This window comes from Variovorax sp. RA8 (assembly GCF_901827175.1).
Lineage (GTDB): Bacteria > Pseudomonadota > Gammaproteobacteria > Burkholderiales > Burkholderiaceae_C > Variovorax.
This window is the reverse complement of sequence record NZ_LR594662.1, coordinates 6414367-6427034: the sequence shown is the minus strand read 5'-3', so window position 1 is coordinate 6427034 and position 12668 is coordinate 6414367. Positions and strand designations below refer to the sequence as shown.

At 69.4% G+C, this 12668-nt stretch carries 11 protein-coding genes; 7 read left to right on the top strand and 4 right to left on the bottom strand.

Translation table 11 applies throughout. The features are described from left to right. The first annotated feature begins 122 nt into the window (after positions 1-122). Positions 123-818: a GntR family transcriptional regulator gene (locus tag E5P3_RS30600; RefSeq protein WP_162589396.1), complete on the top strand. Its 696-nt coding sequence runs from the start codon at positions 123-125 to the stop codon at positions 816-818. Next, the gene (locus tag E5P3_RS30595; RefSeq protein WP_162589395.1) at positions 818-3862 is read left to right on the top strand and encodes an FAD-binding and (Fe-S)-binding domain-containing protein; all 3045 of its coding nucleotides are present in this window, start codon (positions 818-820) and stop codon (positions 3860-3862) included. The genes E5P3_RS30600 and E5P3_RS30595 overlap by 1 nt, the downstream gene beginning before the upstream one ends. A gap of 7 nt (positions 3863-3869) precedes the next feature. Here E5P3_RS30595 and E5P3_RS30590 read toward each other — a convergent pair whose 3' ends face one another. Then, on the bottom strand, positions 3870-4886 hold the full coding sequence (locus E5P3_RS30590) for a methyltransferase (protein ID WP_162589394.1): 1017 nt from the start codon (positions 4884-4886) through the stop codon (positions 3870-3872). A 78-nt stretch (positions 4887-4964) separates the two neighbouring features. Next, a complete protein-coding gene (locus tag E5P3_RS30585) occupies positions 4965-5393 on the bottom strand; it encodes a MarR family winged helix-turn-helix transcriptional regulator (protein WP_162589393.1) in 429 nt (142 codons plus the stop codon). A 265-nt stretch (positions 5394-5658) separates the two neighbouring features. Between E5P3_RS30585 and E5P3_RS30580 the strand changes: the two genes are divergently transcribed. The 3 genes from E5P3_RS30580 to E5P3_RS30570 all read left to right on the top strand — a co-directional run bounded on the left by E5P3_RS30580 (position 5659) and on the right by E5P3_RS30570 (position 8403). Next, positions 5659-6147: a tripartite tricarboxylate transporter TctB family protein gene (locus tag E5P3_RS30580; RefSeq protein WP_162589392.1), complete on the top strand. Its 489-nt coding sequence runs from the start codon at positions 5659-5661 to the stop codon at positions 6145-6147. Positions 6148-6160: 13 nt separating this feature from the next. Continuing rightward, entirely contained in the window at positions 6161-7675 is a 1515-nt protein-coding gene (locus E5P3_RS30575; protein ID WP_162589391.1) for a tripartite tricarboxylate transporter permease, read from the top strand. A 68-nt stretch (positions 7676-7743) separates the two neighbouring features. Beyond that, positions 7744-8403 (top strand): NUDIX hydrolase, encoded by a 660-nt coding sequence (locus E5P3_RS30570; RefSeq protein WP_162589390.1) that lies wholly within the window; start codon positions 7744-7746, stop codon positions 8401-8403. 13 nt (positions 8404-8416) lie between these two features. On the opposite strand, the gene E5P3_RS30565 is transcribed toward E5P3_RS30570, so the two are convergent. Continuing rightward, complete coding sequence (locus tag E5P3_RS30565) at positions 8417-8662, bottom strand: hypothetical protein (RefSeq protein WP_162589389.1); 246 nt, start codon at positions 8660-8662, stop codon at positions 8417-8419. A gap of 116 nt (positions 8663-8778) precedes the next feature. Continuing rightward, positions 8779-9726 (bottom strand): LysR family transcriptional regulator, encoded by a 948-nt coding sequence (locus E5P3_RS30560; RefSeq protein WP_162589388.1) that lies wholly within the window; start codon positions 9724-9726, stop codon positions 8779-8781. A gap of 131 nt (positions 9727-9857) precedes the next feature. On the opposite strand from E5P3_RS30560, the gene E5P3_RS30555 reads away from it, so the two are divergent. Further along, positions 9858-11423 (top strand): AMP-binding protein, encoded by a 1566-nt coding sequence (locus tag E5P3_RS30555; protein ID WP_162589387.1) that lies wholly within the window; start codon positions 9858-9860, stop codon positions 11421-11423. Between the two features lie 15 nt (positions 11424-11438). Continuing rightward, positions 11439-12653, top strand: coding sequence for an acyl-CoA dehydrogenase family protein (locus tag E5P3_RS30550; protein WP_162589386.1), 1215 nt, complete (start codon positions 11439-11441; stop codon positions 12651-12653). Positions 12654-12668 lie beyond the last annotated feature (15 nt).

Here is a 12668-nt window from a genome sequence, read left to right as displayed (position 1 = left end):
GGCGGTCCTTTCCTTTTCAGTTTTGCATGCAAAATGCATTGGACCATGATGGATTACCCTGAAGCAACCCTGTTGAAACCTCCAGTTTTTGCATTCAAAATGCATCCGGAGGAAAATAGGCCATGGCAGAAGTGATCGAGATCTCGCGGCTGGCGCTGCACGACCAGGTGGCGGCGCGCCTGCGCACCATGCTGGTCGAAGGCCAGATCGCCCCGGGCGCCAAGCTCAACGAGCGCGAGCTGTGCGAGCAGCTGCGCGTCTCGCGCACGCCGCTGCGCGAAGCCATCAAGCTGCTGGCCGCCGAGGGCCTGGTGGATCTGCTGCCCAACCGCGGCGCGGTGGCCGTCAAGCTGACCGAGGCCGACGTGGAGAACACCTTCGAGCTGCTGGCCGCGCTCGAAGGCCTGTCGGGCGAGCTGGCGGCGCGCCGGATCACCGAGCCCGAAGTGTCCGAGCTACGCGCGCTGCACTACGAGATGATGGCCTGCTTCGCGCGCCGCGATCTCTCGGGCTATTACCGCATCAACGCGCGCATCCACACCGCCATCAACGACGCCGCCAAGAACCCGGTGCTCACGAGCACCTACCGCGCGATCAACGCGCGCGTGCAGTCGCTGCGCTTCCGCACCAACCAGGACGAAGCCAAGTGGAAGCTCGCCGTGGCCGAGCACGAACGCATGATCGATGCGCTCGCCGCCCACGACGCCGCGGCCATGCGCGAGCTGCTGGTCGAGCACCTCAACCGCAAGCGCGACACGGTGCTGGCGCTGCTGCGCGCCGGCGAGATCTACCCTGCAGCCCAGGCGGGCAAGCGCTGATGCGCATCGACCCCGCCAGCCATTTGCGGCCCGCCGGCACCGTGCTGCCGCCCAACGAGGTCTGCGCCCACCTCGCGCGCCGCCTCGCGGCCGAGACCGAGGGCGAAGTATTGTTCGACGATGCCTCGCGCGGCCGCTACGCCACCGACGCCTCGATCTACCAGATCATGCCGGTGGGCGTGCTCGTGCCGAGGAGCGAGCGCGACGTCGCCGCCGCCATCGACATCGCGCGCGACCTGCAGGTGCCGGTGCTGGCACGCGGCGGCGGCACCAGCCAGTGCGGCCAGACCACCGGCGCGGCGCTGGTGATCGACAACAGCAAGCACCTGCGGCGCGTGCTCGAGCTCGACGTGGCGCAGCGCCGCGTGACGGTCGAGCCGGGCCTGGTGCTGGACCACCTCAACGCGCAGCTCAAGCCGCACGGCCTGTGGTTCCCGGTCGATGTCTCCACCAGCGCCCAGGCCACGCTGGGCGGCATGGCGGGCAACAACTCCTGCGGCTCGCGCTCCATCGCCTACGGCAACATGGTGCACAACGTGCTGGGCGCGAGCGCCTGGCTGTCGGACGGCGAACTGGTGGACTTCGGCCCCGTCGCCACGCTCGGTGCGCGCGCCGCCGGCATCGCGCAGCACGTGCAGCAGCTGGCCCGGCAGCACCGCGCCGAGATCGCCGAGCGCTGGCCCAAGGTGATGCGGCGCGTCGCCGGCTACAACCTCGACATCTTCGACAACCAGAGCGAGCGGCCCTATACCGCCGACGGCAGCGTCAACCTCGCGCACCTGCTGGTCGGCGCCGAGGGCACGCTGGCCTACACCCGCAGCCTGACGCTGCAGCTTTCCGAATTGCCGCGTGCCAAGGTTCTGGGCGTCGTCAACTTCGCGAGCTTCCACGCCGCGATGGACTCGGCCCAGCACATCGTCAAGCTGGGCCCCACCGCCGTCGAGCTGGTCGACCGCACGATGATCGAGCTGAGCCTCGCCAACCCGGCCTTCAAGCCGACCATCGAGAAGGCGCTCATCGGCAAGCCCGCCGCCATCCTGCTGGTCGAGTTCGCGGGCGAGGACCGCTCCGCCCTGCTGCACCGCCTGCAGCAGCTGGCCGAGCTGATGGGCGACCTGGGCCTGCCCGACAGCGTGGTGCGCATGCCCGAGGAGGCCGCGCAGAAGAACCTGTGGGAGGTGCGCAAGGCCGGCCTCAACATCATGATGAGCCTCAAGGGCGACGGCAAGCCGGTCAGCTTCATCGAGGACTGCGCCGTGCCGCTCGAGCACCTGGCCGCCTACACCGACGGGCTGACCGAAGTCTTCGCGAAGCACGGCACGCGCGGAACCTGGTACGCGCACGCGTCGGTGGGCACGCTGCACGTGCGGCCCATCCTCGACATGCGCATCGACGGCGCCGCGAAGATGCGCGCCATCGCCGAGGAAGCCGGCGAGCTGGTGCGCAAGTACAAGGGCGCCTTCAGCGGCGAGCACGGAGACGGCCTGTGCCGCGGCGAGTGGATCGAGTGGCAGTTCGGCCCGGCGATCAACGAGGCCTTCCGCGCCATCAAGAACAAGCTGGACCCGATCGGCCTTTTCAACCCCGGCAAGATCATCGACCCGCCGAAGATGGACGACGGCGCCCTCTTCCGCTTCGCGCCGGCCTCCGCGCCTCGGCCCTACAAGCGCATCCCCATCACCCCGGTGCTCGACTGGTCTGCGTGGAACGTGCAGGCCGATCCGGTGACCGAGGAGACCACCCCGCCCGGCACCGGCGGCGACGTCACCGGCGGCTTCGCCAAGGCCGTCGAGATGTGCAACAACAACGGCCACTGCCGCAAGTTCGACGCCGGCACCATGTGCCCCAGCTACCGCGTGACGCGCGACGAGCAGCACCTCACGCGCGGGCGCGCCAACACGCTGCGCCTGGCGCTCTCGGGCCAGCTCGGCCCCGACGCCTTCACCGGCGACGCCGTTCGCGATGCCATGGACCTGTGCGTCGGCTGCAAGGGCTGCAAGCGCGACTGCCCGACCGGCGTGGACATGGCGAAGATGAAGATCGAGTTCCTCGCCCACTACAAGAGGAAGCACGGCCACACGTTAGCCGAGCGGCTGGTCGCCCGCCTGCCGGACTACCTGCACACCGCCAGCCGCATGCCCTGGCTCTTCAACCTGCGCAACCGCCTGCCCGGCGCCGCCTGGCTGGGCGAGCGGCTGCTGGGGCTGTCGGCGAGGCGTTCGCTGCCCGAGTTCCGCGGCGACACCTTCTGGCGCGAGCGCGACTCGACGCTCTTCACCAGCAGCGACATGGTCATCGCCGCCGCCTGCAGCGGGCGCAAGGCCGCGGTGCTCTTCGTCGACACCTTCAACGGCGGCTTCGAAAGCGAGAACGCCTGGGCCGCAGCCCGCGTCCTCAAGGCGGCCGGCTACCTGCTGCACACCGTGGAGAAATTCAGCGGCCACCATTGCTGCGGCCGGACCTACCTGGCCAGCGGCATGGTGGACGAGGCCAAGGCCCGCGCCGGCGCTCTCCTCGACGCGCTGCTGCCCTTGGCGGAGGAGGGCGTCCCCATCGTCGGGCTGGAGCCTTCCTGCCTGCTGACCCTGCGCGACGAGACCCTGGCGATGGGCCTGGGCGACAAGGCGCGGACCGTCGCAGCCCAGGCGCTGCTGTTCGAGGAATTCATCGCGCGCGAGATGCGCGAGGGCCGCTTCAAGCTCGGCCTCAAGCCCGCCGGCAAGCCCATCCTGCTTCACGGCCACTGCCACCAGAAGGCCTTCGGTGCGGTCAGCCCCATCCTCGAGGTGCTGAAGCTCATCCCCGATGCGAAGCCCGAGCTCATCGAGAGCTCCTGCTGCGGCATGGCCGGCAGCTTCGGCTACGAGGCGTCGCACTACGAGGTGTCGATGCGCATGGCCGAGGCCGCCCTGCTGCCCGCGGTGCGCAGCCAGCCCGACGCGATCATCCTGGCCGACGGCACCAGCTGCCGCCACCAGATCGCCGACGGCGCCCAGCGCCAGGCGGTGCATGTAGCGCGGTTGCTCGATGCGCTGATTGCCTGAACGAAGCTCAGGGCGCCGCCGCCTCGGCTTCGAGCACCGAGAAGGCGCCCGCGTCGACAACCCGGCCGAGCCTCAGCCCTGCGGCCTCGAGCACGGCTTCGAACTCCGCCTGCGTGCGCTCGCGCCCGCCCGGCGACACCAGCATGTTGAGATCGGAGAACTTGGCATCGCGCCCCTCGTTCGGCGGCGCGATCACGCGCTCCACCAGCAGCACCCGGCTGTGCGGCGCCAGTCCCTTTGCGACTGTCGCGAGGATGCGCACCGCCTCTGCATCGTCCCAATCGTGGATGACGGAGCGCAGCAGGTAGGCATCGGCCCCCGCCGGCACCTGCTCGAAGAAGCTGCCGCCGACGACGCGGCAGCGGTCGTCGACGCCGGCCTCGGCCAGCCGCTCCTGTGCCCGCGCGACCACCTGCGGCAGATCCAGCAAGGTTCCCTGCAGATGAGGATGGGCGGCCAGCACCGCGGCCAGCAGCGCGCCGTTGCCACCCCCCACATCCACGATGGTGTGCAGCCCCGAGAAGTCGTAGGCCGCGAGAACCGCCGCGCCGGCCCGCTTCGACAGTGCTGCCATCGCGTGGTCGAACAGTGCGCCGTCCTGCGGATGCGCTGCGCGGTGGCTCCAGACATCCTGGCCGTGCATATGGACGAAGGCGTTTTCCCCGGTGCGCACGCTGTGCAGCAGCCCGCTCCAGGCCTGCCAGTATGCGGGCGCGCCGACGAAGGCGGCCCAGGCGGCCATCGAGCCTTCCGCATCCGAGCGCAGCGGCTGGCCCAGCGGCGCGAGCGTGAAGCGCTGCGACTCGCCTTCGTGCAGGATCTCCACGCTCGCCAGCGCGCGCAGAACGCGGTAGAGCGTCGGCGCGTGCGTGCCCGTGGAGGCCGCAAGCTCGCCTGAACTGCGCTCGCCATCGGCCAGAAGATCGGCAATGCCGAGCGTCGCTGCAACGTGCAGCGCCTGGGACAACTGGTAGCCGTCGATCAGCCGCCGCAGGGCGAGGGCCGGATTCGGAGCGTTCTGCATGGCCGTCCCCCCGCGTGTGTCGAAGCGGCCATTGTGTTCCCCTTTGCCGGAATGCGCGATTCCCGTGCCAGGCCTGCTCTAACTTTCGTCGAGCTCGTCTTCGATCTCGCTCGCGAGCCGAACCGCCTCGGCAAGGTGCGCCAGCTCCAGCGCATGCTGCCGCGCGAGTTTCGCGAGAACCTTGCGCCCCTTGGGCAGCAGGTGCACCTCGACCAGTCGCCGGTCGACCGTGCTGTGCTGGCGCCTGACCAGGCCCGCCTCCTCGCAGCGCGACACCAGCGCCACCACGCCATGCGGCTGCGCCTGCAAGCGCTCGGCAATCTCGCTGACCGACGCCCATTCGCGACCCGCGAAGCCCTGCGTGTGCAGCAGCAGCTGGTACTGCAGCACGGTAATGCCGGCGTCGCGCGCCGCGTCCTCGCTGAATCGCAGGAAGCTGCGCAGCCGGTACCTGAATTCGGACAGCGCCTCCAGGCGCCCCTTCGCGCTCTGCTCGTTCTTGGACATGTTGTCGGACCCGCTTGAAGTCCCGAAATGTAGCAAGGCACCCGCCCGGGCTGTCGCCGCGACGAGAAGCCACTGCCCGGGTAATCCCTCATGGTGTGATCTAAAAAGACTCATAGCATGACGTATTTGATCGCGGCGCTGTCGCCGGGCCTGCATTCGCATGTGGGACGGGCGGCGCCCGTGCCCCAGCGGTTCCCGCGCACCACACGGCTTGGCCCGGGCGGTGGTCTTCTTCCTTCATTCCCGATCCTTCGAAAGTGCATTCATGAAAATCAGGAGTCAACGAGACTTCTTCTCAGGCTTGATGTTCGCTGTCGTCGGCGCCGCGTTCGCGATCGGCGCCACCAACTACAGCATCGGCACCGGCGCCCGCATGGGTCCCGGGTACTTTCCGCTCATGCTGGGCGTGCTGCTGGCCATCCTGGGACTGGGCGTGATCCTCGGCTCGATGACCATCGAGACCGCGGACGGCGAGCCCGTCGGCCGCATCGCCTGGAAGCCGCTGGTGCTCATCATTGGCGCCAACCTCGTCTTCGGCATCCTGCTGGGCGGCCTGCCCAGCATCGGCCTGCCGGCGCTGGGCCTGATCGCCGCCATCTATGCGCTGGTCGTGGTCGCAAGCCTCGCGGGCTCCAGCTTCCGCATGAAGTCGGCGCTGATCCTGGGCACCGTGCTGGCCATCGGCAGCTACTTGACCTTCATCCTCGGCCTGAGCCTGCAGTTCCAGGTCTGGCCCACCTTCATCACCGGCTGAGGAACGTATCGCCATGGAGCTTCTCGACAACCTCGCGCTCGGCTTCAGCCACGCCGTCTCGCTGCAGAACCTCGTGTACGCCTTCGTCGGCTGCCTGCTGGGCACGCTGATCGGGGTGCTGCCCGGCATCGGCCCCGTGCCGACCATCGCCATGCTGCTGCCGGTCACCTACGCGCTGCCGCCGGTGGCCGCGCTCATCATGCTGGCCGGCATCTACTACGGCTCGCAGTACGGTGGCTCCACCACCGCCATCCTGGTCAACCTGCCCGGCGAGTCATCCTCCGTCGTGACGGTGATCGACGGCCACCAGATGGCCAAGCGCGGCCGAGCGGGCGCGGCACTCGCGACCGCGGGCCTGGGCTCGTTCTTCGCAGGCAGCGTCGCCACGCTGGTACTCGCGGCCTTTGCGCCGCCGCTGACCGAGCTGGCCTTCAAGTTCGGCCCGGCCGAGTATTTCTCGCTGATGGTGCTGGGCCTGATCGGTGCCGTGGTGCTGGCCTCGGGCTCGCTGCTCAAGGCCATCTGCATGATCATCCTTGGCCTGCTGCTGGGCCTGGTCGGCACCGACGTGAACTCGGGCGTGGCGCGCTACAGCTTCGACATCCCGGAGCTGACCGACGGCATCAGCTTCATCGCGATCGCGATGGGCGTGTTCGGCTACGGCGAGATCATCGCGAACCTGTCGAAGCCCGACGAGGAGCGGGAGATCTACACCGCCGAGGTGCACGGCCTCTGGCCGACCCGCGAGGACTTCAAGAACATCGTGCCTGCGGCGCTGCGCGGCACCGCGCTGGGCTGCTCTCTCGGCATCCTGCCCGGCGGCGGTTCGCTGCTGTCGGCCTTTGCTTCCTACACGCTGGAAAAGAAGCTCAGGCTCAAGCCCGGCGAAATCCCGTTCGGCCAGGGCAACATCCGCGGCGTGGCCGGTCCCGAATCGGCCAACAACGCCGGCGCGCAGACCTCCTTCATTCCGCTGCTCACCCTCGGCATTCCCGGCAACCCGGTGATGGCGCTGATGGTGGGTGCGATGACCATCCACAACATCCAGCCCGGCCCGCAGGTGATGACCAGCAACCCCGAGCTCTTCTGGGGCCTGATCGCCTCGATGTGGATCGGCAACCTGATGCTGGTGGTGCTCAACCTGCCGCTGATCGGCATCTGGATCAAGTTCCTGTCCATTCCCTACAAGTGGCTGTTCCCTGCCATCGTGCTGTTCTGCGCCATCGGCGTGTACTCGACCAACAACAACACCTTCGACGTCTGGATGGTGGGCCTGTTCGGCATCGTCGGCTATGCCTTCCACAAGCTGGGCTGCGAGCCGGCGCCGCTGCTGCTGGGGCTGATCCTCGGGCCGATGATGGAAGAGAACCTGAGGCGTGCGCTCCTGCTGTCGCGCGGCTCGTGGGAGGTGCTGGTGACACGGCCCATCTCGGCCGGCCTGCTGATCGCCGCGGGGCTGATGCTGGTGATCGTGCTGATGCCGGCGGTCAAGTCCAAGCGCGAGGAGGCCTTCGTCGAGGAAGGCTGACGGTCTGGCGCCTTCCCCCTCTGGGGAAGGGCTGAGGTGGCCGCGCGAGCGCAGCAGATAATCTCGCGATGCGGCTCGATGACACCCTGCGCGCCTCGATCGCCGAACGCCTCCGCCGCTTCGAGCTCCAGGCGCTCCACGCACCCGGCTCGCGGCGCGCGGCCGTCGCGCTGGCGATCATCGAGGAAGGCTTCGGCGCCGCGCTGCCCGGCATCCCCGCGCCAGCCGCGTGGAGCGGCCAGGCCGCCGTGCTCCTCACCCGGCGCCCCTCGCACATGCGCAACCATGCGAGCCAGTGGGCGCTGCCCGGCGGAAGCATCGACGGCGACGAAACGCCGGAACAGGCGGCACTGCGCGAGCTGCATGAAGAAGTCGGCCTGCAGCTCGGCGAGGCAACGGTCCTCGGCCGTCTCGACGACTTCGTGACACGCTCCGGCTTCGCCATCACGCCGATCGTCGTCTGGGCCGGTGCCGCGCGCGAGCTGGTGCCGAGCGAAGCCGAGGTCGCGAGCATCCACCGCATCCCCGTCGCCGAGTTCATGCGCGCGGATGCGCCGCTGCTCGACGCCATCGACGACAGCGTGCATCCGGTGCTGCGCATGCCGGTGGGCGACACCTGGATCGCGGCGCCCACCGCAGCCTTCCTCTACCAGTTCCGCGAGCTGTGCATTGCCGGGCGCGTCACGCGCGTCGCGCATTTCGAGCAGCCCTTGTTCGCGCGCAAGTAGCTGCTTGACTGATCTACGTGCGCTGGTACATCGCCCACTTCAACGTCAGGATGTCTGCGGCGATCTTGGCTGCATTGACCCCCGCATACGGTTCGGCAGGATCGAACTCGAATGCCTCTTGATATCGGACGATTTCCGCGTAGTCCTTGTCGAAGACCATCGGGCCCGTGAGCTCGGCCGGATCGACTCCAGCGGGAAGCGCGAGAAATTTCTTTGGATTGGTAGCACTCTGATAGAGGTCGACGCTCAACAGGTTCATACATCAGTCCTCGATATTCCGACGAATAATTGCCCGCATCCGCGCCGCGCGCAATCAGCGCCGGCCTACACGGCGCATGAGCCCTGGGCGGTCCGATGCCCGGGCGGGCCTGGCGCCTAGCCCCGCCCGCCCCTGCGCGCCGCGCGCCGCGCCGGCGCTGCCTCCGCGCGCGCCGTCTCCTCGAGCAGCTCCAGGAAGCGCTGCGCCAGCGGTGGCAGTGCCGCGCCCTTGCGCGTCAGTGCGCCGATGGTGCGCGTGAAGCGCGCATCCGCCATCGGCAGCGGGGCCAGTCCTTCGCCGATGGCCATGCCCAGCTGCGACTCGCTCATGATCGACACCAGGTCGCTCTGCGCCACCAGCCGGTTCAGCTGCCCGCCCGCCGTGTTGCTCACTTCCACCGTCACGCGCGGCGGCGGCAGCCCGGCCTCGGCCAGCCGGCCTTCCACGTTGCGGCGCGCTGCAACGGCCGGCCCGGGCAGGATCCACCGCGCATCGACCAGGTCCTGCAGCCGCAGGCGCCGCTTCGACAGCAGCGGGTGGTGCTCGCGCACCACCAGGCACAGCGCGTCGTCGATCAGCGGCAGCGCATGCAGGTCCGGCGGGACCACGCCCGGCAGCGCGTTGATCGACAGGTCGATGTCCCCCAGCCGCAGCGCCGCCACCAGCGCATCGTTCAAGTTCAGCATCAGCCGCAGCCGCGCGGCCGGCCGCTGCCGGTGCAGCGCCACCGTCGCCGGCACGAACAGCCGCTGCGCATAGAGCGGCGAAACCCCCACGCGCAGCAGGCCCAGCTCGCCGAGGTGCATATCGGCCGCCTCCTTGATCGCATCCCCCAGGCTCGCGCGCAGCGCCTGCGTGCGCTCGCGGAACTGCGTGGCCACCGCCGTCAGCTGCATCCCGCGGCTGCTGCGCTCGAAGAGCGGAAAACCCAGCTCCTTCTCCAGCCGCTGCAGCCCCTGCGTGATGGCCGGCTGCGATACGTCCAGCGCCGCCGCGGCAGCCCGCACCTTGCCGTGATGCGCCACCGCCAGGAAATAGTCGATGTCGTCGAGCCGAACGCCCATGTCGCTTGCCTCCGGGCCCTGCGCCGGGCCCCTTGTCGGGTGATCACGCCAGCTTATCAAAGCCGCCCGTTCGCTTATCCAGCGCTGCCCCTCGTCTTCCTAGACTGGAGGCCATACGGAGACACCACACCATGAACCTCGGCATGTACACCGCGCGCAGTGCGCGCTTCTGGGCCGACCGGCCCGCCATCCTCTTCCGCGACCGCGTGGTCCGCTACGCCGAGCTGGAGCGCCGATCGAACCGCCTCGCGCACGCCCTGCTCGCGCTCGGCCTGCAGCGTGGCGACCGCGTCGCCGTCGTGTCCCCTAACCGCCCCGAAATCGTCGAGCTCGAATGCGCGCTCTACAAGCTGGGGCTGGTCAAGGTCGCGCTCAACGCGCGCCTCGCCCCCGCCGAGCTGGCCGATGCGCTCGCCAACGCCGAGCCGGTGGCCTGCCTCGCCGGCCCCGAGCACCGCGCCATGGTCGAGGAGGCCGCCGCCCCGCTCGCAGGCCTGAAGCACCGCATCGCCTTCACCCCCGCTCCCGCCGAGGGCGGCTGGCTCGACTACGAAGCCCTGCTGGCCCAGGCCCCCGACGCGCACATCCACGTCGACATGCGCCCCGACGAGCTCGCCGTGCTGCACTACACCTCCGGCTCCACCGGCAAGCTCAAGGCCGCCATGCAGACCGTCGGCAACCGCATGGCCTCGCTGCGCAAGATCGTCATGGGCCGCATGCATGCGGGCAAAGGCGACGTGCTCATGCTCTGCGGCCCCATCACCCACGCCAGCGGCATGTTCATCCAGCCCATGCTCTACCAGGGTGCCGCCGTGCTGCTCATGGAGCGCTTCCAGCCCGCCGAGATCCTCGAGGCCATCGAGAAGCACCGCGTCACCATGTGCTTCTTCGTCCCCGCGATGATCAATGCGCTCCTTGCCGAGCCCACCATCCGCACCCGCGACCTGAGCAGCCTGCGCCTGGTCTCCTACGGCGCCGCGCCCATGTCCCCCGCGCGCATCCGCGAGGCCTGGGCTGCCTTCGGCCCCGTCCTGTCGCAAGGCTACGGCGCCGGCGAGACCACCGGCGGCGTCATCGCCCTCGGCATCGAAGACCACAAGCTCGCCATCGAAGGCGGCCGCCCCGAGCTGCTCTCGGCCTGCGGACGCCCCTCCTGCGAATCCGACATCCAGGTGCTCGACGAGCAGGGCCGCCCCGTCGAGGGCGACGGCATCGGCGAGATCTGCGTGCGCGGACCCGACGTCTTCGCCGGCTTCTGGCGCGCCCCCGAGCCCACCCGCGAAGCGCTCGGCGACGACGGCTGGCTGCACACCGGCGACCTCGCCCGCGTGGACCGCGAGGGCTACATCCACATCGTCGACCGCAAGAAGGAAATGCTCGTCTCCGGCGGCTTCAACGTCTACCCCACCGAGGTCGAGGCCGTGCTCGCGCAGCATGCCGCCGTGTACGAGGTCTGCGTCATCGGCGTGCCCGACGACCATTGGGGCGAATCGGTCAAGGCCATCGTCGTGCTGCGGGACGGCGCCCAGGCCGATGCCGGCGAGCTCATGGACTTCTGCCGCGGCCGGCTCGCCGACTTCAAGCGCCCGCGCACGGTCGAATTCATCGATCACCTGCCCAAGAACGCCAACGGCAAGCTCTCACGCAAGGACGTGCGCGAGCCCTACTGGCGCGGCCGCGAGCGGCGCGTCAACTGATCACAGGAGCACGCCATGGACGCGACCACCACTCCCACCCCGCGCAGCGCCGAAGCCGCGCGCTTCGAAGGCTCCGATGCCGCCCGCGATTTCATCGTGCGCGTGCAGGCCTTCATCCGCGACGAGCTGCAGCCCCTCGTGGCCGAGCATGGCATCGACTACGAATCCGGCGCGCCCCGCCCCGTGCTCGACGAGGTCTGGCGCCGCTCGCGCGAACACGGCTTCTACGGCGTCACCCTGCCCAAGTCCCTGGGCGGCGCCGGCTTCAGCGTGCACGACCACTGCCTCATCAAGGAAGCCATCTACGCCAGCGGCTCGCCCCTCGCCGCGCACGTGCTCGGCGAACTCTCCGGCCCGCCCCGTGTCGGCGCGCTGGCAAAGCACGCCACGGCCGACCAGATGGGCCGCTTCATCCTCCCCGTGGCCCGGGCCGAGAAGGCCATCTGCTTCGCCATCACCGAGCCGGAAGCCGGCTCCGACGCCGGCGCCGTGCAGACCCGCGCCGTGCGCGTGGGCGACGAGTTCGTCCTCAACGGCACCAAGCGCTTCATCTCCGGCTCGCCCTTCTGCGACATGGCCGTCGTCATCGCCTCCACCAGCGACGACCCGGCCCGGCGCGAGACCACCGCCTTCTTCGTCGAGCGCGACCGCCCCGGCTTCAAGGTCGAGACCGGTTACAAGACCATGGCCGGCCAGTCCGGCACCGGCAACATCGTGCTCACCGACTGCCGCATTCCCGCCGCCAACCTCATCGGCGAACAGGGCAAGGGCCTCGCGCTCGCGCTCGGGCGCATCACCGTCAACCGCCTGCTGCACTGCCCCGCCATGCTCGGCCTTGCGCGCCTTGCGCTGCAGGACTCGGTCGCCCACGCCACGCGGCGGCGCCAGTTCGGCCAGGCCATCGGCGCCTTCCAGGCCGTGCAGCACATGCTGGCCGACATGGCGACCGAGCTGGCCGCTGCCCGCGCCCTCATGCTCAGCGTGGCCCGAACGCTCGATGCCGGCGGCGAGGCCCGCGCCGATGCCTCCATGGCCAAGCTCTTCTGCTCCGAGACTGCCTTCCGCATTGCCGACCGCGCCGTGCAGGTGCATGGCGGTGAGGGCATCGTCCAGGGCAGCCGCGTCGAATTCCTGTTCCGCATGCTGCGCATGTACCGCGTGCTCACCGGCACCAGCGAGATCCAGCGCAACACCATCGCCCGGGAGCTGCTGGGCGGCGACATCCGCTGACGCCTTCCGTACAAC

Excerpts from the sequence above, each read along its gene's own strand:
- E5P3_RS30585 (WP_162589393.1), bottom strand. The coding sequence starts at position 5,393 with ATGTCCAAGAACGAGCAGAGCGCGAAGGGGCGCCTGGAGGCGCTGTCC.
- E5P3_RS30565 (WP_162589389.1), bottom strand. The coding sequence starts at position 8,662 with ATGAACCTGTTGAGCGTCGACCTCTATCAGAGTGCTACCAATCCAAAG.
- E5P3_RS30560 (WP_162589388.1), bottom strand. The coding sequence starts at position 9,726 with ATGGGCGTTCGGCTCGACGACATCGACTATTTCCTGGCGGTGGCGCAT.
- E5P3_RS30590 (WP_162589394.1), bottom strand. The coding sequence starts at position 4,886 with ATGCAGAACGCTCCGAATCCGGCCCTCGCCCTGCGGCGGCTGATCGAC.
- E5P3_RS30555 (WP_162589387.1), top strand. The coding sequence starts at position 9,858 with ATGAACCTCGGCATGTACACCGCGCGCAGTGCGCGCTTCTGGGCCGAC.
- E5P3_RS30580 (WP_162589392.1), top strand. The coding sequence starts at position 5,659 with ATGAAAATCAGGAGTCAACGAGACTTCTTCTCAGGCTTGATGTTCGCT.
- E5P3_RS30600 (WP_162589396.1), top strand. The coding sequence starts at position 123 with ATGGCAGAAGTGATCGAGATCTCGCGGCTGGCGCTGCACGACCAGGTG.
- E5P3_RS30570 (WP_162589390.1), top strand. The coding sequence starts at position 7,744 with ATGCGGCTCGATGACACCCTGCGCGCCTCGATCGCCGAACGCCTCCGC.
- E5P3_RS30550 (WP_162589386.1), top strand. The coding sequence starts at position 11,439 with ATGGACGCGACCACCACTCCCACCCCGCGCAGCGCCGAAGCCGCGCGC.
- E5P3_RS30575 (WP_162589391.1), top strand. The coding sequence starts at position 6,161 with ATGGAGCTTCTCGACAACCTCGCGCTCGGCTTCAGCCACGCCGTCTCG.
- E5P3_RS30595 (WP_162589395.1), top strand. The coding sequence starts at position 818 with ATGCGCATCGACCCCGCCAGCCATTTGCGGCCCGCCGGCACCGTGCTG.